The following is a 23,998-nucleotide window of genomic DNA, read 5'->3' as shown; positions in this document are numbered from 1 at the left end:
AAAGAGTGAAGACTATGACCTACTCAATTGCTGACGCTGAACAGGAACTCAGGGTAAAGCGCGACGCGCTCAACCTGCGCTGGTATCCGCATTACCATCTGGCGGCCCGTGCGGGCTGGATGAACGATCCCAACGGGCTGGTGTGGTTCGACGGCTGGTATCACGCTTTTTACCAGCATCATCCTTATTCCACGCAATGGGGACCGATGCACTGGGGGCATGCGCGCAGTCAGGATCTGGTGCACTGGGAACATTTGCCGGTGGCCATCGCCCCGGAAGGACCGGAAGATAAAGATGGTTGTTTTTCCGGCTCGGCGGTGGTGGACGGCGACACCCTCGCGCTGATTTACACCGGCCATAAATTTCACGGCGACGCCGGTAACGAAGACAACCTCTATCAGGTGCAGTGTCTGGCCACCAGCCGCGACGGGATCCACTTTGAGCGGCAGGGCATTGTGGTGAATACGCCGCCGGGCGTGCATCACTTCCGCGATCCCAAAGTCTGGCGCGAAGGGGATAGCTGGTACATGATCGTCGGCGCACGTCTGGGCGAAACCGGACAGGTGCGTCTGTATCGCTCGGCGGATCTGCGCCAGTGGCAGGACGAAGGCGTGCTCGATGAAGCGGAAGCCGGCATGGGCTTTATGTGGGAGTGCCCGGACTTCTTCACCCTGAACGGCAGGCGCGTGCTGATGTTCTCCCCGCAGGGCATGAACGCCGACGGCTTCAAAAATCGCAATCTGTTCCAGAGCGGTTATCTGGTGGGCGACTGGCAGCCCGGCCAGCCTTTTATCCGCGCCGGTGAGTTTGCCGAAATGGATCACGGCCACGATTTCTACGCGCCGCAGAGTTTCGCAACGCCGGACGGACGCCGCATCGTGATCGGCTGGCTGGATATGTGGGAGTCGCCGCTGCCGGAGCAGCAGGACGGCTGGGCGGGCATGCTCTCCCTGCCGCGGGAACTTAGCCTGAGCCATGATAACCGCCTGCAAATGCGCCCGGCGAAAGAGGTGGAAAGCCTGCGTCAGGCCTGGTTCCCGTGGCCGGTCAGCACCCTTAAAAATCAGCAGATCAGCGTGGCGGAAAACGCCGGGGCCATGGAAGTGGTGCTGAACTGGAATAGCGCCGACAGCACCGCCGAACAATACGGCATCAGCCTCGGCGACGGCCTGCGGGTGTATGTCGATGCCCAGCAGCAGCGGCTGGTGCTGGAGCGGTATTATCCGCAGCACGCTTTATGCGGGACGCGCAGCGTGCCGTTATCCCCCGATCGCGATCTCAGTGTGCGGCTGTTTATCGACAGCTCCTCCGTTGAAGTTTTTGTGAATAACGGCGAAGCCTGCCTCAGCAGCCGTATTTATCCGGATGCCGGAAACCGGGAATTACGTTTATTCGCCTGGAGCGGAAGCGCTTCATTAACCGACGGCGGCGCCTGGCAGCTGGAATAAATCACACTCAGATTATCAATAACCCGTCCCTGGCGACGGGCGGGTTATTGCTGTCGCTGTCGCCGGAATACCCTCTGCACCATTAATGATTGAATAGCGAAATAATAAAAAAGGTTCCCCGATGAAAATATTATGGATCGGTTGTGTGTTGACGTCTGTATTCAGCAGCGTGGTCTGTGCGCAGGAAAATCTTTCACTGGAAGCGCGTCTGGCGCAAATGGAAAGCCGCCTTAAGGCCACCGAAGCGCGAGCCGCCAGCGCGGAAGCGGAGATCCGCGCCTTAAAACGGCAGGACGCGCCCCGTGCGGTTGCCAGCGCTGCACCGGCAAAACCCTCTTTACAGGTGAATGACACCGACGAATTAAAATTCTATGGCGATGTGGAATTTAATATGGACGGCGCCAGCCGCACCGGAGGGCTGACGTCCCTTAAAACCAGCGCTAATAAAGACTGGACGCCGGGTGAAAAAGAGCGCTGGGATATAAACGGCCGCATTCTGCTTGGCTTCGACGGGATGAGAAAGGGCGCAGACGGCAAATATGCCGGATTCAGCGTACAGCCGCTGGCGGATATGAGCGGCAAAATGAATCTTGACGACGCGGCTTTTTTCTTCGGCCAGCAGGATGACTGGAAAATTAAAATAGGGCGTTTTGAAGCCTGGGATATGTTCCCGTTTAATCAGGATACCTTTATTGAATATTCCGGTAATACCGCCAACGATCTCTACAGCGATGGCTACGGCTATATCTACATGATGAAAGAAGGGCGCGGACGCAGCAACAGCGGCGGCAATTTCCTGCTCAGTAAAAACCTTGATAACTGGTATTTCGAGGTCAATACGCTGGTTGAGGACGGCAGTTCGCTGTTCGTCGATCAGAACTATCATGGAAACGCACTCGATAACCGCAAAAACGTGGTCTATGTGCGCCCGGTCGCCGCCTGGCAGTCCGGCCCCTGGACGGTGGCCGCCGCGCTGGAGAGCAATCTGGTCAATAACGCTTACGGCTATCAGCAGGAGAACGGCCGCTTTCGCGATCAGTCCAGCCGCACCGGTTACGGTATGACCATGAGCTGGAACACCCAGCGGATCGACGCGGAAAACGGCGCGGTGGTGAATCTGAGCACCGCCTACCTGGATGCGGCAGACGAAAAAGACTTCAGCGCCGGAATCAATGCCCTCTGGCATCGCGTCGAGCTGGGCTATATCTACGCCCATAACAAAATCGACCGCTTCAATATGGCGGGCGTCGATGCCGACTGTGACAGCGACTGCGCGATCCTCGCCCCCGGTCGTTACGACATCCACACCCTGCATACCTCATGGCAGCTGCCGGAGATCATGGATATGCCGAATTTCAATATTTACCTCGGGGCTTACGCCTCCTGGCTGGATGCCTCGGCGTCTGAAAGCGGCAGCAATGACGACCGCTATGGCGCGCGGGTGCGCTTTAAATATTTGTTCTGATAATCAGGTTAAGGGGAGTGTATGAAGATCTGGGCATTAGGCGACGCGGTGATCGACTTGTTACCGCAGGGAGAGATGCAGTACAGCGCCTGTGCGGGCGGTGCGCCGGTTAACGTCGCGGTTGGCGCGGCGAAACTTGGCGCGGATTGTGGCTTTATTGGCCGTACCGGGGACGATCCCTTTGGCCATTTTCTGCAAACAACGCTGGCTGAGCAGGGCGTGGATACCCGTCATATGCAGTTTGACGCGCAGCACCGTACCAGCACGGTGCTGGTGTCGCTGGGGGACGAGGGTGATCGCAGTTTCACTTTTCTGGTCGATCCCTCCGCCGATCAGTTTTTAACGGCGGACGGGCTGCCGGAATTTGCCGACGACATTCTGCATTTTTGTTCGCTGGCGTTGGTAGCCACGACCTGTCGCGAAACCCTGGTGCGCGCCATTGGCAGCATTAAACAGCGCGGTGGTCTGCTGAGTTTTGACATCAATCTGCGTGAACAGATGTGGCCGGATGCGCAGGAGATGTCCGACACGGTGCGTCATTTTGCGCGCCAGGCCGATATCCTCAAGCTTTCACAGGAGGAGCTGTACTGGTTAACCGGCACCACGCAGCATGACAAAGCTCTGGCGATTTTGGGCGGGTATCCGTCGCGCCTGAAGGTCGTGACCTGCGGGTCGGATGGCTCTGTGGTGTTATGGCAGGATCAGATCGTTGAGATGAGCGCATATAAGGTGGACAGTCTGGATACCACCGGCGCGGGAGATGCCTTTATGGCGGGATTGCTGGCAAGCCTGGCGCAGGGGAATGCGTTAGCGGATCTGACGCAGCTGAAGCAGGCCCTCAGCCAGGCCAGCGCCTGCGGCGCGCTGGCCACCACCGCCAAAGGGGCGTTGGCCGCGCTGCCGGATGAAAACGTCCTTAAAGCGTTCAGGGCGTCTGCCGCGGAACTGGCGGTTAACCTGCGCCCGGCGCGCTAGCCTGCGGGTAAAACAGGGAGCCTCGCGGCTCCCGTATCACATCATTTTATTGAGCTGGATTTTATCCAGCGGCATCGGCCTGCCAATGTAGTAGCCCTGCGCCTCATCGCACTTATACTTCTCCAGCATGGTGAGTTGCCCGGTGGTTTCCACGCCTTCCGCCGTGACGTTCAGGGAGTAGGATTTACCGAGATTAATCATATTCTCGATCACGTCTTTCGCGGTCTCTGAAGACTCCATGGCAAAGATAAAGGACTTATCCAGCTTGATGCCGTCAAAAGGAAAGGTACGCAGATAGTTCAGGGAGGAATAGCCGGTACCAAAATCGTCAATCAGGAAGCGCACGCCGATGGATTTAAGTTCATGCATGATCTCCAGCACGCGCTCCGGTTGTGACAGCGTCACGTTTTCGGTGACTTCCAGCTCAAGCTGCGCGGCAGGCAGGCCGGAAACCTTCAGCGCCTCCTTCACCCGCTGCACCAGTCCGGGATTGAGAAACTCCACGGCGGAGATATTCACCGACAGGATCATCTCCGGCAGGCTTTCGCTGATATCGATACAGGCTTTGGTCAGCACCCAACGGCTCAGCCCCATAATCAGGCCGGAACTTTCCGCCAGCGGAATAAACTGGTCGGGCATCAGCAGCCCCAGGCGGGGATGTTCCCAGCGCACCAGGGCTTCAACCGCGTTAATACGCGACTGCTTGAGGTCGTAGCGCGGCTGATAATACAAAATGAACTGGTTTTCATTGATAGCGCAGCGCAGATCGTTTTCCATTTCCCGCCGCTGGATGATTTGCTCGATCATATTCTGGCGGAAGTAGATCCAGCGGGTATGTTCCTCTTTTTTCGCTTCATAAAGGGCGATGTCAGAAAAGCGCATTAAATCCCAGGGCGTTTGCGCATCCTGCGGATAGAGCGCGATCCCCATGCTGACGCCGATATAAATATCGTTGTTCTCCACTATCTTAAAGGGCGCTGTGATCGCCGCATTAATTTTTTCACATATCGCATCGATCTGCGCTACGTGCTGAATATCGGAAAGAATAATCACGAATTCATCCCCGCCGTGGCGGCTGACCAGATCGTTTTTATTGATGCAGCCTTCCAGCAGGCGTGCGACCTGTTTGAGAAGTGTATCGCCGGCGGCGTGACCAAAGAGATCGTTTACCGGTTTGAATTTATCCAGATCCAGGGTAATGACCGCAATCTGATGGCCAAAATAGGGCTGCTCACGCACTCTGGTTTCGAGAAAATCCTTCAGATACATGCGGTTCGCCAGGCCGGTTAATTCATCATGGCAGGAGAGGAATTTCACGCGTTCGTGGGCTTCCAGCTCGGCGGTGACGTCCGTCGCCGTGCCCCTGTAAGTCGTGCTGCCACCCGGCAGATCGACGCGTTTTATCACCAGACTGCAATAACGGGTCTGCCCGCTGGCGGAGACATAACGGCAGTTTTTTAAGGTAAAAAGCGTATCCGCGCGGGGATCGCTGAACCACTGCGAAATCTCGGCGGCAGACTGGGGCAAAAAGTCGGTCAGGCTTCGCCCGAGCCAGTGACGGGTTGGATAGCCGGTGATCGCCGGGAAACGTTCTGAGATCCAGCTAAGTTTACGCTGATGGTCTATTTCCCAGATCCAGTCGGTGGTGGCTTCGGCGACATCGCGAAAACGCCGCTCACTCGCCGCCAGCGCCAGCTGACTCTGTTTTAATAGCCCGATATTGTTATCGTTGCTGCGCGCTTTGGCTAATACGTTGCGTAGCAGCGCCAGCACCAGTAACAGCGTAATGGCTGCCATACCGAGCAATAACGGTAACTCCCACTTTAACAGCGCTCCACCCGGATCATCGCTTTTCCAGTTCAGGATCATGCTGCCCTCATCGGTGGGGATGGACACCTCGCCCTGGCGATACGGCGTGCCGCCATGCCTGTTATAGCTCACCTGTTCAACGCCGTACTCGTTACCCATCAGGACAAGTTTTTCCGGGGTGAGTTTATCGACAAAGATCATCAGCGAGTGTTTATCAGAGGTGGTGAGTACGCGGCTATCGCTTCCGGCTTTGATCCAGGCCGCGCCAATAATCACCGGCTGACCTTTGGCAATCACCATGCGCGTCAGCGGCAGGCCTTTAGTGAACATCAGCTCATTCTGCAATGCCTGTAAAACCGGCTTACCCAGCCAGTTTTCGAACGGATCCTGCACGCGTTCGCCGTAGAGCACGCTGTATTTGGTTTGACCGTCGGGTGAAATAACAAAAACCCCTTCGTACTGAAATAATTTGTACAGCGAATCCCCGAGGTTCTGTCCTTCCCATGCCCACTGTAAATTCATACTCTGGTGAAGATTAATGTAGGCTTCTCCCCAGTCGGCATAGTCCGCCAGATGATCGCGGATGGTGGCGGTCCGGTTTTCTATCGCTTTTTTCAGCAAATTCCCGCTGCGGAAATCGGAACGCGCATTTTGATCGCCTGCCACATGATAAGTGGCCGTGATGGCGAGGATAAACATCACCGCAATCATCAGGATCATAATCAGCATTGATTTCTTCACTATGCTGAGGGTGTCGGTCTTTACAGCGTTAAGCGCTTGAGTAGGTTGCCAGTTCATTTTTTATCGCTCACCCATCACCGGGTACAGATGATTATTATCCAGAGGTCTCCGGAATGGTTATCGGCAGAAAAGGGAAGAGTGTTAATCACCGGCGGGAAAGGGTAAGCATTCCCGCCACGGCTGGCGGGAAGTTATCTCAGGCCTGCACCCTGTCAGCGTCATGACAGGTAAAGACCTCCACGCTGTTTAACAACAGACGCGCCTGCTCCTTGAGCGATGCGCTGGCAGCGGAAGATTGTTCAACCAGCGCGGCGTTCTGCTGCGTGGTGGTATCAATCTGACCCATGGCAATATTAATCTGGGTGATGCCGTCGCTCTGCTCGGCGCTGGCGCGGGCGATTTCATCAACCAGCTGCTGCACGTCGATCACATTATTCACGATGCCTTTCATTCCTTTATCGGCTTCATCCACCAGTTCACGACAGCTGTCGATTTTGCTGAGGGACGATCCGATGATCTCCTTAATCTCTCTGGCTGAAGAGGAGCTTCGCTGGGCGAGGGTGCGCACTTCACCGGCGACCACCGCAAATCCACGGCCCTGTTCACCGGCCCGTGCCGCTTCGACAGCGGCGTTAAGCGCCAGGATATTGGTCTGGAAGGCGATACCTTCAATGGCGGTGACGATGTCGGTCATCTTGCCGGAGGCATTATGAATATCTTCCATACTGAGCAGCACGTCATTCATACGCGCACCATTTTTGCGGATGACGTCCCCGGTTTCGCTAAACAGCTGGTTAACATGGCGGGAGTTATCCGCCGACCGTTTGATGGTTGAAGTAAGCTGTTCCAGCGTGGCGGCGGTTTCTTCCACGCTTGCGGCCTGTTCTTCCGTTCGTGACGCCAGATCCTGATTACCGGCGTCAATTTCACTGGCGGCATGGGAAATGGTCAGCGCGCCCTGTTTGACATCCGTGACGGTACTGCCCAGCCCGGCAACCATATCCTTTAATGACTGCATCATCATCCCCAGCTGATCGTCTGAGCGGACATTCACTTCCACCGTCAAATCCCCTGCGGAAACATTGCCTGCAACGCTTACGGCCTCAGACAGCGGTCGCGTAATACTACGGGTGATATACCCGGCGATAATGATGCCCAGGATGATGCTGGCAATAATAAATGTCAGAATGATGTTTTCTGATTGATTCGCGTCCCGCCGAATGTCCGCATAGGTTTTATCGATGAGCGCTTTCTGAAAATCACGCAGCTCGGTCAGTGCCTGGGTGTATTCCTGGGTTGCCGGATAAAAGCGATTCAGTATAAAAGCGCTGATCTGTTCATCCTGCCCGTTTCCTGCAAGCTGAAGTCCTTCCTGTCGTAAGGAGACAAACTTTTCACGCGCCGCGCTAACTTTCGCCAGCAGGCGTTGCCCGGTCGGTAAGCGCAATAACGGCGTCAGTTCTTCCTGAACACGGGTGATGTCCGCGGATCCTTTCTCCACGGTTTCCTGCAACGATTTGCGCAGGGCAGGATCGGCGGTGCTCATCGCCGTCATGGCTACTCCGCTGTTAGTATTTAAAAGCCTTGTCCAGTCTTCAATCATTCTTTCTTTAACAAGATGCCAGGAGATCATTTCTTCTACTTTCTTCTCACTGCTCATAGTCAGCCAGAATGCACTACTTCCCATAATGACTGACATGAGCAAAAGAAGGGCAAAGCCGGTTCCCATGCGCATACCCACACTCATATTATTCAACTTCATGATCTCTCCTGCGAAACTAATAACCCGCTTTGATATTCATCATTGCATATCGGCTTTACGGCGGCTTTCTGCACCGCAATTTCGCAGTAAAAGCATCATTCAGACATAAATATGATCTGGATCATGAAGGGTGAAATAATACGATCAGCTATCTCACCATAATAGTGTAGCAACGCTAATAACCATTTTAGCAGTGAGGTTAATTTCTTTACTTTTATAAAGCGCATTTAATGTCTTTTGCAGTGAACACTGAACATCTTTTAATTTGCTTATTTTTCTAAAACCGCTGACTGCTAAGGTTGGACTGGTCATTATAAAAAGGAAATTCAGGAGCTACATTATGGATAAGAAAGTCATTGCTCTTTTTTGCAGCGCCATACTTTCAGCAGGCACACTCTCATCCTCTGACGCCTGCACCCGTGTCACCTGGGCCGCAATCAGGCATGAATGAAAAGGGGTTGCAGGCCGATCTTTTATATCTCGGCGAGGCGAAATACGGCAAGGCTTCACCGGCAGAGAAAACCCTGGAGGCAAAAACCTTTATTCAGTACGTGCTGGATAATTTCGCAACGGTTGAGGAGGCAGAAAAAGCGCTTAAAAGCGAGCCGATACATATGATTAGCAAGGGCATGCACGCAGGACTGCATTATATGGTTACCGACCGCAGCGGCGCGAATATGATTATTGAAATTGCCGGGGGTAAACTGAAAATATATCCCAAAGCAGGCAACGCCGTAATGACCAACGATCCCAGTTATGAATCCATGCTGAAAATATATGATTATTATAACGAAAAGAATCTCGCCAGAAACATGCCTGGTTCTCCCCACTCGGTAGACCGTTTTATGCGCGCGACAGGCTGGCTGGAACAAATCAGCCCTGACAAGATGGACACTATTATTAACCTGGTTCCCGGTAAGAATTTCGCCATGCAGGCGCGTATGAGCGTGCTTTCCGTCATGCGCACGCTGTCCACGCCGTTCGCTATCTCAACCGAAAGGAATCCGGAGAACAGTACCACCCTCTGGCGCGGGATAAGCGATCTTAAAAACAACATCATGATGTTTGATCTGGCGGATTCTCCCTCCACGGTCTGGGTGGATCTCAATAAAATCGACTTCAGTCAGGGGGAAAGGGCGCTCAGCCTGTCTGATGGCGAGATCAAACAGGGGGACGTGACCCGTCAGTTCACGCCCGTGCAGTAACGCTGCGTCACAAGGATGCCGCTGCCCGCGCGGCGGTGTCATACAGAGAAGATATGGTACGCAGCAACTGTGCCGTGTCGCCAATGGCGCTGCCTGCTATGCCACTTTCAGCATGAATGTTGATCAGGCAGGCTTCACGCACATCACGGTATTTCATGCATAAGGCTTTACCTTCATCGGTGGTGGAGAAAAAGAGTTCTTTTCCTGCCTTTTCGCTGGTCACATAGCCTGCCTTAACCAGTTTTTTCAGCGCATAGGTCACCACGTGCGTGTCTTCCACGTTCAGCACAAAGCAGATGTCCGCCAGCTTTTTTTTGCGATTGCGGTGATTCACATGATGCAGAAGCGAAACGTCAAAAGCGCCCATATCCGGCTCACCGGCGGCGGTCATACAGCGCACCATCCATTTGTTAAACGCATTGCTGGTCATGATCAGCGCGTACTCGAGCTCCGATAACTCTGCGCAACGCTCAGAAACCAGATGGCGGGAGGAAACGATACGGCCGTCAGCAATATCGTCGTGATGCGTTGAGGTGGCACTCTTTTTTGTGGTCATAACGTCCCTTATCGGATTGTGACTCTTCACCAAAAATGTAAACGCAAAGCGATAAAATAAGAACATTTTATTGATAAATTGTTTACATGTTTTTGCCGTTCAGTTATAGATTTTTAGTACAGGCTCTGTGCGAATGACAGATCCCTGGCAAAACACAACATCTTTCGCCGTTATGGATCACGCTTCGCCTTGATGTGAAGTATTAAAAAAATAGCCGCCGGCGCGCAACGCTCACTTTAGACAGGATAAAAGTTATGGACGGTTCTACGCTGCTGCCGCTCATCGGGATACCGATAGTGGTTATTGGTTTTGCACTGCGATTTAACCCGCTGCTGGTGGTGGTCGTTGCCGGCCTGTCGACCGGTCTGCTGGTGGGAATGGATTTCGGCATGCTGCTGGAAACCTTTGGCGAAAAATTTGTAAACAGCCGCTCACTGGCCACCTTTATTCTGATCCTGCCGGTCATTGGCCTGCTGGAGTATTACGGGCTGAAAGAGCGGGCGCAGGCCTGGGTGGCGAAGATAGCCAGCGCCACCTCGGCACGTATTCTGATGCTCTATTTTGTCGCCCGTGAAGGTACCGCCGCGCTGGGACTGATGTCCCTTGGCGGCCATGCGCAGACCGTCCGTCCGTTACTTGCGCCCATGGCCGAAGGGGCGGCGCTCAATGAATACGGCGAACTGCCGCAACATATCCGCGATAAGATCAAAGCCCATGCCGCCGCCTGTGACAATATTGCCGTCTTCTTCGGTGAGGACATTTTTATTGCCTTTGGCGCGGTACTGCTGATTGACGCCTTCCTGAAAGAGAGCGGCATTCAGGGCATTGAACCGCTGCATATCGGCCTGTGGGCTATTCCCACCGCTATCGCCGCATTAATTATTCATATGACCCGCTTGTTGCGCCTTGATGCCAGTATTCGTCGCGACGTCATGGCCTGGAAAGCAGAGCAGGGCGCACAGGAGGCGACACGATGAGCACCTTGATCACCATTAACCGCGTCTATTACCTCATCGGCTTTGTTGTGATGCTGCTGGTCATTATGACGCTGCGCGATCGGGCTAACCCGAAACGCTTTACCACCGCGCTATTCTGGTTTCTATTCGGCGGCATTTTCCTGTTCGGCGATCTGATGGTGCAGGAGCTGGGCAAATCGCTGGCTTACCGGATCATTGGCGGCGGCGTGATCGCCATTGCGTTGCTGGCAGGCTTTGGGCTGGTGGGCAAAGGACACTATAAAATGTCCACCGATGAAGAGCGGGAAGCCTCATCCCGGCGACTGAAAAACTGGCTGTTTTTACCGGCGCTGATGATCCCCGTGGTGACGGTGATCGGCACGCTGTTCCTGAAAGGGGTTTCCATTGGCGGCGTGTATCTGCTAGATCAGAAGCAGCTCACGCTGGCCGCGCTCTGTGTCGCCTGCGTCGCCGCGATCCTCACGGGCTGGTGGCTGACGAAAGGAACGCCGCTGCATGCGATCCGCCAGTCGCGGCGTCTTGTGGACACTATCGGCTGGGCGGTGATCCTGCCGCAAATGCTTGCCATGCTTGGCGGGGTCTTTGTGGTGGCGAATACCGGCGAGTCGGTGCAAAAAGTGGTGAGTCTGTTCGTCAATCCGGATAACCGCTTCATGCTGGTGGTGATCTACTGTATCGGCATGGCGCTGTTTACCATGATCATGGGTAATGCCTTTGCCGCATTCCCGGTGTTGAGCGCGGGGATCGCGCTGCCATTCCTCATTAACGTTCATCACGGCAACCCGGCGCCGCTGCTGGCGATTGGTATGTATGCGGGTTATTGCGGCACGCTGATGACGCCGATGGCCGCGAACTTCAATATCGTTCCCGCCGCGTTGCTGGAACTGAAAGATAAATATCAGGTGATCAAGATCCAGATCCCAACGGCGCTGACGCTGCTGGTGGTGAACGTCATTTTAATGTATTTCCTCGCGTTTCGCTAAGCGCGGCATTGAGCTAAGGAGCTGTTATGGAATTAACGCAACATCAGGCGGATGCATTCGCCAGAATGCCTTTAACCTATCTGCGCCAGGAATACCCTAATCACATTATGCATCTGCTTAATGATGATGGTGATGTCTTACCGCCGCGCGCGCTGCATCCGATTTTTTATGGCTGTTTTGACTGGCACTCGGCGGTACACGGTTACTGGTTGCTGTTACGCTGCGTGCGGCTATACCCGGAGTTGTCCTGCCGTGATGACATCGTTGCGCTGTTTGACGAACACATGACGGAAGAAAACGTGGCCCAGGAACTGGCGTACTTTAACGCGCCGTTCCGCGCATCCTTCGAGCGCCCGTACGGTTATGGCTGGCTGCTGGCGCTGGCGCAGGAGCTGAAACAATCCTCACTGCCGCAGGCGCAGAAGTGGCATCAACTGCTGGAGCCATTAACCCAGGATATTCGCAACCGGCTGATGGATTACCTCAGCAAGCTGACGTATCCGATCCGCGTCGGAACGCATTACAACACGGCCTTTGCGCTGGCGCTGGGGCTGGATTATGCCAGGGCGCTGACTGACCGTCCGCTGGAGCAGGCCATTCTGGATGCGGCGACGCGCTTTTATCAGGCCGATACGGATTATCCTGCGCATTATGAGCCAGGGGGTGATGAGTATATTTCCGGCGCGTTAACGGAAGCCCTGCTGATGAGTAAAGTGGCGGATAAATTCCCGGCGTGGTTCGATGCATTCCTGCCGCATGTGGGATCGGTGTCGGCGCTGATGAACCCGGCGGAAGTGAGCGACCGTACCGATCCGAAAATCGCGCATCTTGACGGGCTCAACCTGAGCCGCGCCTGGTGTATGAAGCATATCGCAAAAGCTTTACCGCAAAACCATCCGGCGCAGACGCCGCTGCGCGAAGCCGTGGCGCGTCATCTGACGGCCAGCGTGGAGCATGTGGTGGGAAGCCATTACAGCGGCGGTCACTGGCTGGCGAGCTTTGCATTGCTGGCGCTGGAGTAAGGGCAGGGCAGAAACGGCAAAATGAGGGGTTCGGCGATGCCGAACCCCGACGGATCACGCGCCAAATGCGCCGTCAATGGTATGCATGGCGCCGGTCACAAACGAGGCTTCCGGCCCGGCAAGCCAGGCAACCATACCGGCCACTTCTTCAGGACGCCCGTGGCGTTTGATGGCCATAAAGCTGTGCATCAGATCTTTCATCGGGCCATTTTCCGGGTTGGCGTCAGTATCAATCGGACCTGGCTGTACAATGTTGATGGTGATGCCACGCGGGCCAAAATCCCGCGCTAACCCGCGCGCCATGCCCTGCAGGGCGGATTTGCTGACGGCGTAAGAAGCCATGCCGGGGAGGGGCATCCGATCGCCATTGACCGAGCCGATAATAAGGATGCGTCCGCCTTCCGGCATCTGACGCGCAGCCTCAACGGCGGCGTGGTAGGGCGCATGGATATTGATGCGAAACAGACGATCCACCACATCGCTATCCTGCAGAAGCGCGTCACCAAACAGCGCAATGCCTGAGTTCACCACCAGGATGTCCAGCGGTCCGGCCGCGCGTACCAGATTGATCACCGCGTCGCGATCGGCGCTGTCTGCCTGCACCGCTTTACTGCCTGTTTCTGCCGCCAGCTGTGTGGCAGCATCATGCGATCCCGCGTAGCTGAAAGTGACCGATGCGCCTTCGGCAGCGAAGCGGCGAACGATGGCTGCGCCGATACCACGGCTGCCGCCAATAACCAGAACGGATTTATGCTGAAATGAAGTCATGTGCGTGTCCTTGTGATATTGTAGTGATGATTACAATATTCAACGGTCACGCAGCCTGTCAAGGAGTTATGTAGTGGTCACTACAAAACAAAGTAAAACACCGGGGCGTCCCCGCAAGTTTGATGCAGAGCAGGCGATCGCAACTGCGCAAAAACTTTTTCATTCAAAGGGATACGACGCCCTGAGCGTAGCGGATTTGACCAGAGCGCTGGGCATCAATCCACCCAGCTTTTACGCCGCGTTCGGCAGCAAGTTCGGCCTGTATCAACGTGTGCTGGCGCGCTATTCCCGCCAGGGCGCGATCCCTTTTGCCGAAATTTTGCGTACAGATCGCCCGGTAGCGCAGTGCCTGGCGGCTGTGCTGAATGAAGCGGCAAGGCGCTACGTTGCCGATCCCATCGCCAGCGGCTGTATGGTGGTCGAGGGCACGCATAGTGACGATCGGGAAGCGCGCGAAGCGGCCTGCGAAATCCATCAGGCAGCAGAAACCATGATCCGCGATTTCATTGCGCGACAGTATCCCGATCAAGCCGAACGGCTGACGGATTTTATGGTAACCGTGATGGCCGGACTTTCCGCCAGTGCGCGGGCAGGGTACAGCGAAGCGCGATTACGCGAAACCGTGCGTCTGTGTACCGACGTGCTGGAACAGGCGTTGCCGGATGCTGCTGGCGCAGACGTGGAATAACGGTTTATTGCGTGAGTCGCATAAGGTTGCAATATAAACCCGGCTGTCGTGCCGGGTTTGTTTTAAGCGGTGTATAAGAGATCGGCTCGTGATGATGAGGGGCGGGGACAGACTTACAGGCGGTGCGCGTAACCATAAATCCAATTTAACATAATATACATTATGCGCACCAGAATGCATTTATGCAGATTGTGTGGCATTGAGCTTTCCGTGACCCGTCCTCAGGATGCATAACTATTTTTCTTCCAGATGCCTGCATTGCTGCCTGATGCCATTAAAAATACTGTCAGCAAGTTCCTGCGGATACGTCTGCGGAAGTAACGCCATAACACGGTCAATGACGCCCGGCGTCACGGAAATAATTTCATCCAGCATGGTTTCTATCTGCTGCTCACCCAGGCCAGCCAGCTTGCCATGGTTGATCCAGTGCCGTTTTTGTATGCGGTAAATCTGGTAATAATTGCTGCTGCCCCGGACGGCCATCGCCAGCTTGCATTTCTGCCAGGCGATCTGATTATTCCCGTGACCGATCACCGACCATGCCGACAAAACGTCATACAGCGGCGTCAGATGATAACGGCCCTGCGGCGCGATCGCGATACTGAAATTTTTGGCGTGGCCGTCCGTTGCAGCCATCAGCCAGAAAATAATCTGCGCTCTGAAGAACTGCGCTCTGTCATGTTCAGCCAGGTCAGAATGACTCAGTATTTCCATAATGTCCGAAATACCCGGCCCACCGTCCGCCTGGTATTTTCGTAAAGGAGAAACGCCCAGAGCCTGACACATATCCTCCTGGGGTAAACGAATGATCCACTGCCGATCGGCGGACCATTTCCGGTCAAAACGCGCTACCACCAGGGCCTTCTGATCTTCAAACTGCGCGATCTCCGTTCGTGCCACGGGGATGCCGTAGTGTTCAAGAAGCAACGAACACAGCCATTCATTTTCTACTGACGTACTCATATCAGCTTTCATATTGCCGACCAGCCCGAGCGGTAACTTGAAAATATGGGTCGTCGGCGTATTACCTTCGGGCATGCACCACTGGCCTTCATGCCACAGTAAGGCTGTTTTTTCCTGCGCGCCGGCAATCGATAAACACAGATCGTTAGCATCATCCTGCCTGCCGGGCAGCAATACCTGGGTAGTATTTCGCAAGGCTGTCGCGATTTCTGATGCAGAAAGCGGACGATATTTTACGGAATATAAATCCGTGGGCTCCTCGTCTTCATGCAAAAGTTGTATCGCGCCCACGCAGTCTTTTCCCAGCTCTGTCAGCAGGTCAAAAGGTTCAAGACTTTCTGCCTGATAGCGCATCGCCAGGCGTCGGCGTATCCCTTCACTGTCGGGTAATAAATTATCAAAATAGTCGCGGACAATATTCCCGCGCCAGGCTTGATTACCGGGTGTAAAAGGAAGGGACAGTGATAAAGGCCTGCCCTGCCCGTCAGCAATCCATTCCGGCAGATAGCGCAATAAATCTTCCCCTCTGCTTTTCTCCCAGAATCCGACGTGGATGCCATTCATCCATATTGCTAAACGCGGCTTTATCCTGCTCATATCGTTACCATTTCTCCAGCCGTGCAGGTGAATGTAAATCTGAATTTCCCTCCGCCTGCCTGTTCTCTGAGGCAAGGGTCGCTGAGGAAAGGCTGATTTCGACACCCAGGACGGAAAACACCTTAAACAGGCGCTCAATGCTGGCACTGGCAGGATTGGCCTCCAGACGGGCGTAAGTCTGCTGCGTTACGCCTAACCTTTCGGACACCTCTTTTTGCGTCAGGCCATGCGCTTTGCGAAAACCAAGGAGTAATGGACGCAGCTGGTTAAGCGTTTTTAACGGGTAAACATTTTTCATAATGAGGAGGCCACTTTAACGGGAGCTGATACAACTCTCAGGCTGTATTCTGAAGATACACCCTACAGGCTGTTTTATCAATATTACAGCCTGAAAGCTGTTAATGAAGGGATACGACTTTGAAGCGGTAAGACAATGAGATGACTTTGGAATATCGCCGCTCTACATTTAACATAATTACGCCCGCCTGGCGCGGACGTTCATTTCAGCATGCTGCACAGTTACCGGCGTTGACGCTTTACGCTGACGAAGCTGCGCCATCACCGGTTCCCTGGTTTTCCTGCCAGTGTGTTTTGCAGCGCTCTTTCGCTTCACCGGGGAGATCGCGTAGTTCTGGCAGGCCGTCACTGGATCCATAATCCATGGTAGACGACGCTGCTTTTTGCTCCTCCCGGGCCGCAAACTCAAGCGTTTCATCAAGTTTGATCCACTCGCCCTGATCTTGCCGGTAAATCAGCGCATAGGCAGGTCTTTGCTCATCATCGCCATAAATCTCATACTTCTGAGCGGTCGCACCATCATTGCCAAACTCCAGCGTATCAATAAGTATTGGATCAGCCATTACCTTCTCCTCTTTGCGTTAAGAGCTGAGATTTAAGTTTAGCTAAAGTTAACATTCCGGCACGCCTGCATCTTAAACCTTTATGATGAACCGCTGACCGGCAACTCCCAGATTTGAGCGCCCCATAAAAAAAACCATCTTCTATACTGAGTTACGTTCAGTGAACTTTGCCGCTGCGCATGTCAGCTGCAAAATTCACCGATACACCCTTGTTACTCTTTTTTTATTTTTGATGGGGACTTCCTGGATGTTACAAACTCAATCCTCGCGCACCGGCAGCTGGCTGCTGCTGCTGGCTGCCGTGATCGGCTTCGTCGTCGCGCTATACGCCTGGCTGACGCCGCTTACCGGCGTCACCGGTACCATCGGCGCACTGGGCGTGGCTATCGACTGTGTCGTGGTGGCGCTGCTGGCCTTTGCTATACGTGCCGTATCCCGCCGCGGTATGCGCATTTTTCTGGTGATTATTACGCTGATCATGCTGGTCGGTATTGGTTTTGCAGCGGCGCTGCTGCACCAGTACATCATTACGGCCGCAATGGTAGTCGGTCTCATTGGTCTGATCATGATGAGCCGCAACCCCGCGCATCACAACCATCGCGTAAAAGTCTGAGGAATCGCCCGTGTATAACGATAAACACTATCCCTTAATGAAAGTCAGCATGACGGCGCTGGCGCTACTGGTCGCGCCCCTCTCCCTTCAGGCGCAGGACAAAGCCGCTGAAGCCTCGATGGGAACACAGGAAAAAGTGAACGTGGACGCAGCGGATCAGCAAGATCCCGGCACCACAAAAACCACTGACGAGGCGTCTTCCGGTCAGTCAGACGGCAAAAAAGTTGAATCTGCCGGCAATCCGGCGACATCTCTGGTGCCGTCTTCCGCCACCTGGGACAGCTTCCACGGCCAGCTTAACGCCCAGAAATATAGCCCGCTGAAGCAAATCACGGCGGAAAACGTCGGTAAACTGAAGAAAGTCTGGGAGTTCCATACCGGCGATGTGTCGGATGGCAAAGGCGATACGCCTGCCACCGTCTGGTCAGCCACGCCGATTTTCGCCAACGAAACGATCTATATCGGCACACCCTTTGATCGTCTGATTGCCCTGGATCCAGGCACCGGCAAAGAAAAGTGGCACTATGACACCAAATCTTCCCGCAAAGCGCTGACGCAGCCGGTACTGAAAAACCGTGGCGTCTCTTACTGGCAGGCAAAAAATCCGGTCGCCGGAGAGGCCTGTCAGAAGATCGTCTATATGGGTACGGTGGATGGCAAACTCTTTGCGCTGGACGCCGATTCCGGTAAGCCGTGCGAAGGTTTCGCTGATAAAGGCGTGCTGGATATTAATCAGTGGAACACGGTAAACGCCAAATATCCGCTCTCGATACTGCAACCGCCAACGGTCGTCGGTAATCATCTGCTGGTTGGCTGGGCCGGTAAAGACTGGGCTTATGCCGAAGCGCCTCCGGGCAGCGTGTTTTCATTTAATGCGCAGACCGGCGAGCGCGAATGGACCTTTGAGGCGATCCCGGAAGAAATTCGTAAACGTACCGGTACCGCCAACGTCTGGACGCACATGTCTGCCGATGAAGCCCATGGTCTGGTCTATCTGCCGGTCTCCTCTCCTTCCCCTAACTACTGGGGCGGTAACCGCGTCGATCCGATCCCGCTCGGCACTTCCACCACGGCGCTGGACATTAACACCGGTAAAGTGGTCTGGTCACGCCAGTGGGTGCATCATGATGTGTGGGATTATGATATCAACTCCGCGCCGACGCTGATGGATATCACCGTTGACGGCAAACAGATCCCGGCGCTGATCCAGGCGACCAAACAGGGCTTCCTGTTTGTGGTAAACCGTCTGACCGGCGAGGATGTCTGGCCAATCGAAGAACGTCCGGTGCCGCAGGGCGATGGTTCGGTGCAGGGCGAAGTGCTTTCGCCAACGCAGCCGTTCCCGACCAAACCCGCCCCGCTGCTCGATCAATCGAAAAAGCCGGAAATCTGGAAACTGGCGGATATGGTGGGCGCGGGCCAGTGCTCCCGTCTGTGGGATAACCTGACCTATGAAGGCATGTATACGCCGCCAACCACTAAAGGCGAAGGCGCCCTGACCTATCCGGACAGCGCCGGTGGCGTGCAATGGGGCGGCGTGGCATTCGATCCGCAAAAACAGATCGCCATCGTCAACACCTCGCACATTGTGCAGTATGTGAAGCTTTACAGCCGCGAAGATTACGATAAAGCGGATAAAGGTTCCGGTAACGAAAGCGGTTTCGCACCGCAGGAAGGCGCGCCTTACGGTATGCGTCTGATGGTGGCGAATAACTGGCTGGGTATGCCGTGCTGGCAGCCGCCGTTCGGCGAAATCGTCGCGCTGGATATGCATACCGGTGATGTGAAATGGCGTCGTCCGGTTGGCGCGTCTCAGCAGTACGGCTTCTTTATGCCGGAAAGCTGGGGCTCACCGACTATCGGCGGTCCGGCTGTCACCGCTGGCGGCGTGGTCTTTATCGGCGCGTCGATGGATGCCAAAGTTCGCGCCTACTCGGTTGAGAGCGGTGAAGAGCTGTGGTCCGATCAGGTGGAAGCCCCTGCGGTAGCGAACCCATCGGTCTATGAATATAAAGGCCGTCAGTATGTGGCGTTCGTGGCAGGCGGGAATACTATCCTGAAGGATCAGGTTGGCGATCAGGTCGTGGTCTATGCGCTGCCTGAATAATGGCGTATAAATCCTGCCGCTAAAATAATAAAAAACCCGCTCATGGCGGGTTTTTTTATCACGTTCACTTATCTGCTCAGGCTTATACCGTCATCGCTGTCGTAAGCGTCAGTGCGATTTTCGCGGTTAAAGCGCGGTAACGTTAGCCGCTGCCGGGCCTTTAGCGCCATTCTCAACAGAGAACTCAACTTTCTGGCCTTCATCCAGGGTCTTATAATCGTTACTCTGAATGGCGGAAAAATGTACGAATACATCTTTGCTGCCGTCGGCTGGGGTAATAAAGCCGAAGCCTTTTTCAGAGTTAAACCATTTTACTAAACCAGTCATTTTATTAGACATAGATACTTCCTTTAATTATTTGAGCCACACGTCGTGGCGAACATGGCCTGTTGCAGATGATGACTTATTGGGCGCTTAGGAGGAGGCTCATGCAGAAGAGTATCTTTGGATAACGCTTGAAATGAGGACTGCTTTACTAAAACTGCTTTCATAAGGTCTGTATGCCAAACCGATGACGCATAGTGGACTGTTAAGAATTAATTAGCAAGATTACTTTTGTCAGTGATTTGAAAAGGGAATTTACAAATGTGCCGTGCCGCGATGTTATCAGCCCCGACCGGCACGGCCAGGGCATGCGGTATATGGTCGCCCTACTTCCATTTAGCCCAGGGATCTTCCCCAGGCGATGCTACGCTTTTTTCACCCAGCGTGCTGACGTACAAATCTTCCACCTCTTTGCGCGCCCAGGGCGTGCGGCGCAAAAATTTCAGGCTTGATTTGATACTCGGATCTTTTTTAAAACAGTTGATATTGATGCGCGCGGCCAGTTCTTCCCAGCCAAAACGGGCGACCAGATCGGTCAGTAAGGCTTCAAGTGTGACGCCGTGCAGCGGGTCTTTGGAAACATGCTCTGCCATGGTGATCCCGAAGAAAGAAAAAATCCTGCTCACCATACTGTCCGGCGCGGCGTAATGCAATTGTTGCGCAAGGCTCTCACGAGTTAAAGCGCGGCAACAGGATTCAGAAAACCGGAGGAGCCTGCTCCCCCGGTTTCTGGTTTAGCTGAATAACCGCAGCAGATAATCAAGAATCAATGACGGCAGCGTAAAGTCCGGATCCGCAAAGGTTACGCCTTTCGCGCCCAGCTGCGAGAAGATAGGCAACGTCAGCGCCGGTAATACGCACAGCAGTAATCCGTTAATGCTGCTGGCGATCACCGCGCCGCGGAATCCTCCGGTGGCATTACCAAAGATAGCCGCCGCACCGCCGGTGATAAAACTCGCCATGATCCCCGGCACGATAATCGGCAGACCGATAAAGGGGAACAGGAAGATACAGACCAGCTCAACCGCAAAGCTGATGAGGAAGCCAATCAGCGTGGCGTTTGGCGCTTTGGTGAATAACACCATCACATCCACCGCCGGGACGGCCCCAGGCGCAAATACACGGGCAAAACCTTTAAAGGCCGGGACGATCTCTGCGGTAAATAAATTTACCCCGGCTTTAGCCAGATACAGGCCGCAGGCAAATGTCGCCGACTGCTCAAGCACAAAGATAACCACGTTCTTATCCCCTGCCCCTGCGCCATACACCACGGTCATGGCATCCTTAATCTGCGGCTGGGTGGCAAAAATACAGGAGATCAGCAGCAGCACCAACATTGTTAACAAGGTTGCAATATTTGGCTCACGAATAAAATCAAATTTATTGCTGATATTTAAATGTTCGGTATCGCTATTTTTATTACCGAACCATTTCCCCATATAAGAGCCAATAACATAAGAAGAAATAGCCGCATGAGAAATAGCGTATTCATTGGAACCGATGATTTCACGGCTAAAGCGGCTCAGGATAAATGGCGATACCGCCATATAGGTGCCGATAAGCAGCGAGGCAATGATAATCATCATGGTATGACTGAAACCGAACTGCATCAGCACCGCGGTGATGGCAAATGCCATAAACAACACCAGATGCAGCGACAGGTAAATGTATTTACAACGGGTAAAACGGGCCAGCAGTATATTTAAAATCATGGAAAACAACAGGATAAGCGCAGCGATTGAGCCCAGCTTATCAATGGTAGCCGCCATGATGGCTTCGTTGCTGGGCACCACCCCAACGATGTTAAAGGCATTAGAAAACAGTGAGCTAAAGGCCGTCAGCACTTTCATTAAGATGCTGCCGCCCACTTTGATCATCGTAAAACCGATAAAAGATAAAAAGGTTCCTGTAATTAAACGGGAAATTGAGGCTTTTTGAAATAACAATCCCAGAAAGGCGACGATTGCTATGATAACGGCGGGCGTTTTAACAAGCCCTAAAAGTATATCCATTATTCTCATCCCAGTAGGTACGACTGATTACACCATTATTTTTGGGTTTCCATGCAAAGAACCCGCCGGGATACTAGCACTGCCGATTGTCGCAGATCTGCTAGCCACATCACAGTTGAAATAATATATATAGTAAATTAAAACAATATTTCATTTACAGATGGTACTGGTTGTTGGGATATTTAGGCAGGATGGTTAAACTATTGTTACGCCCACTGTGGTTTTATTGAAGGGCTATAAAACGTCGCCCAAAAAAAAGCATGCCGTCGGGCATGCTTTTTCGGGGTAAGAAAATGCTTATGGCGCTGGCGACACCACAAAAGCACGATCTCGGCCTTTGATTTTTGCGGCATACAGCGCGGAATCCGCGCCCTCTTTTATTATCCGCGCATCGTCATCAGTGCCGGTGCCCGTCATGCTGAAGCAGCCCGCGCTGATGGTCACTACTTTGCGCCCGGTGGAGGAATGTTCGTGTTTGATATGTGCATAGCGCACCGCATCCACCGCATTTTGCGCCAGCATAAAGGCTTCGCGCAGATCGGTCTCCGGCAGGACGATAGCGAATTCTTCGCCGCCGTAACGGGCGATCAAATCACTCTGCCGCAGATTCAGCTTCATTAGTATTTCGCCAACCTGACGCAAACAGTTATCGCCCGCCACGTGACCGTAGTGATCGTTGTAGCGTTTAAAGAAATCGATATCGATCATGATCAGCGACACGGGCCGTTGCGTATGCACCGACGTTTTCAGCGCCTGGGCAAGGAACAGATCAAACTGGCGACGGTTCGCCAGCCCCGTCAGGCCATCTGCCAGCGCCATGGTCTGTAAGGTGTGGTTGATGCTGGTCAGCTCATCCCGCAGCATAGTCAGCTCCGCCTGATCGCGTACGTTGCGTCTCACCTGGCGGAAAACCAGCGCCCCCATAATGACCGTGCCCAGCAACAGCATCGCGTTGAGGATGATATCCGGTAGGCTTTCCGTGAGCCAGCTTTGCCACAGCGCCGGTTTGTCATACCCCGCCGCCACAACCAGCGGGAATCGTTCCAGGCGCGCGTAGCCATAAATCCGTTCTACTTTATCGAGCGCTGACAGCCAGGTGGCGTTGCCGCGATCGTGTTTCGGGAGTTCACGGGTGAATAACGGGCTGACAGAGAGATTGCGGTTAATGACGTTGTCATCAAATGGCCTGGCATAAAGTGCCGTGCCGTCGGTGCTCAGCAGCGCTAACAGATCGCGCGGCCCCAGCTCGAAGTAATTATAGAAGTGACGGAAATAGTCGAGTTTCACGGTGGCCAGCGCCACGCCGGCAAAGCCGCCGTAGGCGTCATTAATGCGCAGCGACACCGGAATAATCAGATCCCCGGTCGAACGGCTGCGGATCACATGCCCGATGTGCACGCTGCCGTGTCCGTTAGCGCGGTGATAAACAAAATATTCCCGATCGGCATTATTGGTAATGGCAGGCAGCTTGCCAAAAGAGGTCACGCGCATAAAACCCTGGGCGTCATAGACGAACAGGCCATGCAGCTGTGGCAGGCGCTCTTTGATATCGGCCAGAAAGCGGTTAAATTTAACCGGATCCATACCGGTGATCCCGCTTTGCGGCACGTTACGACGGATATCACGCAGCGCCAGTTCCGCCTGTACGAAGGTATCTTCCGCCTGACGAGCCTGCGACACCGAAAGGTTGATTGCGCTGCGCTCCGTCTCTTTGATGGCGCGCTCCCAGGAACGGTTCAGCGTCCAGGCGCTGGTGGCGATGCCTGCGATTAGCAATCCGCTCATAAACAAGGTAATGCTGCGCCCCAGCGAAGAGTTGAGCGACAACGCACCCGCGATGTATTTACCGACGTTCACCGTTCCTCCTGCGCCCCGTCCTTTCTTTCAGTAAAGCACATAATGCAATGATTCATTAAAAGAATAAGGCGACAAAATGCGCACAGCTATGAGCCAGTCAGAGCATGACCGCCCTGCCCCCGGCAAAATCTGCCCGAGTATCCGGGGCGCTTTAGGGCAAATTTATCACAGCAAAAATACATATTTAAAACATCGCATTAAAGTATTTATACGCCTGATTTACACCAGAAATTAAATAGATGGTTATGTGATGAGGATCAACTTAC

Annotated in this window: 21 protein-coding genes; 10 read left to right on the top strand and 11 right to left on the bottom strand. The window is 53.8% G+C overall.

Annotated features, from left to right (window positions below):
- The first annotated feature begins 14 nt into the window (after positions 1-14).
- The 3 genes from BMF08_RS15630 to BMF08_RS15620 all read left to right on the top strand — a co-directional run bounded on the left by BMF08_RS15630 (position 15) and on the right by BMF08_RS15620 (position 3,888).
- Complete coding sequence (locus tag BMF08_RS15630) at positions 15-1,448, top strand: glycoside hydrolase family 32 protein (RefSeq protein WP_072568465.1); 1,434 nt, start codon at positions 15-17, stop codon at positions 1,446-1,448.
- A gap of 121 nt (positions 1,449-1,569) precedes the next feature.
- Positions 1,570-2,913, top strand: coding sequence for a carbohydrate porin (locus BMF08_RS15625; RefSeq protein ID WP_072568464.1), 1,344 nt, complete (start codon positions 1,570-1,572; stop codon positions 2,911-2,913).
- Between the two features lie 21 nt (positions 2,914-2,934).
- Positions 2,935-3,888 carry an aminoimidazole riboside kinase gene (locus BMF08_RS15620; protein ID WP_072568463.1) on the top strand — a complete coding sequence of 318 codons (954 nt, stop codon included), beginning with the start codon at positions 2,935-2,937 and terminating at the stop codon, positions 3,886-3,888.
- A 36-nt stretch (positions 3,889-3,924) separates the two neighbouring features.
- On the opposite strand, the gene BMF08_RS15615 is transcribed toward BMF08_RS15620, so the two are convergent.
- Together BMF08_RS15615 and BMF08_RS15610 are read right to left on the bottom strand one after the other, a co-directional pair.
- On the bottom strand, positions 3,925-6,426 hold the full coding sequence (locus BMF08_RS15615) for a bifunctional diguanylate cyclase/phosphodiesterase (RefSeq protein WP_325005287.1): 2,502 nt from the start codon (positions 6,424-6,426) through the stop codon (positions 3,925-3,927).
- A 208-nt stretch (positions 6,427-6,634) separates the two neighbouring features.
- Positions 6,635-8,200, bottom strand: coding sequence for a methyl-accepting chemotaxis protein (locus tag BMF08_RS15610; protein ID WP_072568461.1), 1,566 nt, complete (start codon positions 8,198-8,200; stop codon positions 6,635-6,637).
- Positions 8,201-8,643: 443 nt separating this feature from the next.
- Here BMF08_RS15610 and BMF08_RS15605 point away from each other — a divergent pair, with 443 nt between their 5' ends.
- A complete protein-coding gene (locus BMF08_RS15605) occupies positions 8,644-9,405 on the top strand; it encodes a linear amide C-N hydrolase (RefSeq protein ID WP_083580914.1) in 762 nt (253 codons plus the stop codon).
- A gap of 7 nt (positions 9,406-9,412) precedes the next feature.
- On the opposite strand, the gene BMF08_RS15600 is transcribed toward BMF08_RS15605, so the two are convergent.
- On the bottom strand, positions 9,413-9,961 hold the full coding sequence (locus BMF08_RS15600; RefSeq protein WP_072568459.1) for a winged helix DNA-binding protein: 549 nt from the start codon (positions 9,959-9,961) through the stop codon (positions 9,413-9,415).
- A gap of 254 nt (positions 9,962-10,215) precedes the next feature.
- Between BMF08_RS15600 and BMF08_RS15595 the strand changes: the two genes are divergently transcribed.
- From BMF08_RS15595 to BMF08_RS15585, 3 genes are read left to right on the top strand one after another with little or no spacing between them, the layout of a single operon-like run.
- Entirely contained in the window at positions 10,216-10,938 is a 723-nt protein-coding gene (locus BMF08_RS15595; protein WP_072568458.1) for a DUF969 domain-containing protein, read from the top strand.
- Positions 10,935-11,921: a DUF979 domain-containing protein gene (locus tag BMF08_RS15590; protein ID WP_072568457.1), complete on the top strand. Its 987-nt coding sequence runs from the start codon at positions 10,935-10,937 to the stop codon at positions 11,919-11,921. The genes BMF08_RS15595 and BMF08_RS15590 overlap by 4 nt, the downstream gene beginning before the upstream one ends.
- 26 nt (positions 11,922-11,947) lie before the next feature.
- Positions 11,948-12,943, top strand: a complete 996-nt coding sequence (locus BMF08_RS15585) for a DUF2891 domain-containing protein (RefSeq protein WP_072568456.1) — start codon at positions 11,948-11,950, stop codon at positions 12,941-12,943.
- 54 nt (positions 12,944-12,997) lie between these two features.
- On the opposite strand, the gene bdcA is transcribed toward BMF08_RS15585, so the two are convergent.
- The gene (bdcA, locus tag BMF08_RS15580) at positions 12,998-13,711 is read right to left on the bottom strand and encodes an SDR family oxidoreductase (protein WP_072568455.1); all 714 of its coding nucleotides are present in this window, start codon (positions 13,709-13,711) and stop codon (positions 12,998-13,000) included.
- Positions 13,712-13,784: 73 nt separating this feature from the next.
- Between bdcA and BMF08_RS15575 the strand changes: the two genes are divergently transcribed.
- Complete coding sequence (locus BMF08_RS15575; RefSeq protein WP_072568454.1) at positions 13,785-14,399, top strand: TetR/AcrR family transcriptional regulator; 615 nt, start codon at positions 13,785-13,787, stop codon at positions 14,397-14,399.
- 234 nt (positions 14,400-14,633) lie between these two features.
- Here the strand turns inward: BMF08_RS15575 and BMF08_RS15570 are convergent, their stop codons facing one another.
- The 3 genes from BMF08_RS15570 to BMF08_RS15560 form a co-directional block, all read right to left on the bottom strand.
- Positions 14,634-15,959: a type II toxin-antitoxin system HipA family toxin gene (locus BMF08_RS15570; RefSeq protein WP_072568453.1), complete on the bottom strand. Its 1,326-nt coding sequence runs from the start codon at positions 15,957-15,959 to the stop codon at positions 14,634-14,636.
- Between the two features lie 4 nt (positions 15,960-15,963).
- Positions 15,964-16,257 carry a helix-turn-helix transcriptional regulator gene (locus tag BMF08_RS15565; RefSeq protein ID WP_072568452.1) on the bottom strand — a complete coding sequence of 98 codons (294 nt, stop codon included), beginning with the start codon at positions 16,255-16,257 and terminating at the stop codon, positions 15,964-15,966.
- Positions 16,258-16,495: 238 nt separating this feature from the next.
- Complete coding sequence (locus BMF08_RS15560; protein WP_072568451.1) at positions 16,496-16,819, bottom strand: hypothetical protein; 324 nt, start codon at positions 16,817-16,819, stop codon at positions 16,496-16,498.
- A gap of 247 nt (positions 16,820-17,066) precedes the next feature.
- Between BMF08_RS15560 and BMF08_RS15555 the strand changes: the two genes are divergently transcribed.
- Positions 17,067-17,432, top strand: coding sequence for a hypothetical protein (locus BMF08_RS15555; RefSeq protein ID WP_072568450.1), 366 nt, complete (start codon positions 17,067-17,069; stop codon positions 17,430-17,432).
- Between the two features lie 10 nt (positions 17,433-17,442).
- Entirely contained in the window at positions 17,443-19,539 is a 2,097-nt protein-coding gene (locus BMF08_RS15550) for a pyrroloquinoline quinone-dependent dehydrogenase (protein ID WP_072568449.1), read from the top strand.
- A gap of 126 nt (positions 19,540-19,665) precedes the next feature.
- Here BMF08_RS15550 and cspE read toward each other — a convergent pair whose 3' ends face one another.
- The 4 genes from cspE to BMF08_RS15530 form a co-directional block, all read right to left on the bottom strand.
- On the bottom strand, positions 19,666-19,878 hold the full coding sequence (cspE, locus tag BMF08_RS15545) for a transcription antiterminator/RNA stability regulator CspE (RefSeq protein ID WP_072568448.1): 213 nt from the start codon (positions 19,876-19,878) through the stop codon (positions 19,666-19,668).
- Between the two features lie 311 nt (positions 19,879-20,189).
- Positions 20,190-20,456: a VF530 family DNA-binding protein gene (locus tag BMF08_RS15540; RefSeq protein ID WP_072568447.1), complete on the bottom strand. Its 267-nt coding sequence runs from the start codon at positions 20,454-20,456 to the stop codon at positions 20,190-20,192.
- Positions 20,457-20,597: 141 nt separating this feature from the next.
- A complete protein-coding gene (locus BMF08_RS15535) occupies positions 20,598-21,875 on the bottom strand; it encodes a PTS ascorbate transporter subunit IIC (protein ID WP_072568446.1) in 1,278 nt (425 codons plus the stop codon).
- 297 nt (positions 21,876-22,172) lie between these two features.
- Positions 22,173-23,732, bottom strand: coding sequence for a sensor domain-containing diguanylate cyclase (locus tag BMF08_RS15530; protein WP_072568445.1), 1,560 nt, complete (start codon positions 23,730-23,732; stop codon positions 22,173-22,175).
- Between the last annotated feature and the right edge of the window lie 266 nt (positions 23,733-23,998).

The organism is Enterobacter sp. SA187 (genome assembly GCF_001888805.2).
In the GTDB taxonomy this organism is placed as follows: Bacteria; Pseudomonadota; Gammaproteobacteria; order Enterobacterales; family Enterobacteriaceae; genus Enterobacter_D.
This window is presented reverse-complemented; position numbering and strand designations above follow the sequence as displayed.

Coding starts and splice junctions, on each gene's coding strand:
- BMF08_RS15570 (WP_072568453.1), bottom strand. CDS start 15,959: ATGAGCAGGATAAAGCCGCGTTTAGCAATATGGATGAATGGCATCCAC.
- BMF08_RS15615 (WP_325005287.1), bottom strand. CDS start 6,426: ATGCTGATTATGATCCTGATGATTGCGGTGATGTTTATCCTCGCCATC.
- BMF08_RS15590 (WP_072568457.1), top strand. CDS start 10,935: ATGAGCACCTTGATCACCATTAACCGCGTCTATTACCTCATCGGCTTT.
- BMF08_RS15555 (WP_072568450.1), top strand. CDS start 17,067: ATGTTACAAACTCAATCCTCGCGCACCGGCAGCTGGCTGCTGCTGCTG.
- BMF08_RS15585 (WP_072568456.1), top strand. CDS start 11,948: ATGGAATTAACGCAACATCAGGCGGATGCATTCGCCAGAATGCCTTTA.
- BMF08_RS15535 (WP_072568446.1), bottom strand. CDS start 21,875: ATGGATATACTTTTAGGGCTTGTTAAAACGCCCGCCGTTATCATAGCA.
- BMF08_RS15600 (WP_072568459.1), bottom strand. CDS start 9,961: ATGACCACAAAAAAGAGTGCCACCTCAACGCATCACGACGATATTGCT.
- BMF08_RS15560 (WP_072568451.1), bottom strand. CDS start 16,819: ATGGCTGATCCAATACTTATTGATACGCTGGAGTTTGGCAATGATGGT.
- BMF08_RS15610 (WP_072568461.1), bottom strand. CDS start 8,200: ATGAAGTTGAATAATATGAGTGTGGGTATGCGCATGGGAACCGGCTTT.
- BMF08_RS15620 (WP_072568463.1), top strand. CDS start 2,935: ATGAAGATCTGGGCATTAGGCGACGCGGTGATCGACTTGTTACCGCAG.
- BMF08_RS15595 (WP_072568458.1), top strand. CDS start 10,216: ATGGACGGTTCTACGCTGCTGCCGCTCATCGGGATACCGATAGTGGTT.
- BMF08_RS15630 (WP_072568465.1), top strand. CDS start 15: ATGACCTACTCAATTGCTGACGCTGAACAGGAACTCAGGGTAAAGCGC.
- BMF08_RS15605 (WP_083580914.1), top strand. CDS start 8,644: ATGAATGAAAAGGGGTTGCAGGCCGATCTTTTATATCTCGGCGAGGCG.
- bdcA (WP_072568455.1), bottom strand. CDS start 13,711: ATGACTTCATTTCAGCATAAATCCGTTCTGGTTATTGGCGGCAGCCGT.
- cspE (WP_072568448.1), bottom strand. CDS start 19,878: ATGTCTAATAAAATGACTGGTTTAGTAAAATGGTTTAACTCTGAAAAA.
- BMF08_RS15540 (WP_072568447.1), bottom strand. CDS start 20,456: ATGGCAGAGCATGTTTCCAAAGACCCGCTGCACGGCGTCACACTTGAA.
- BMF08_RS15565 (WP_072568452.1), bottom strand. CDS start 16,257: ATGAAAAATGTTTACCCGTTAAAAACGCTTAACCAGCTGCGTCCATTA.
- BMF08_RS15625 (WP_072568464.1), top strand. CDS start 1,570: ATGAAAATATTATGGATCGGTTGTGTGTTGACGTCTGTATTCAGCAGC.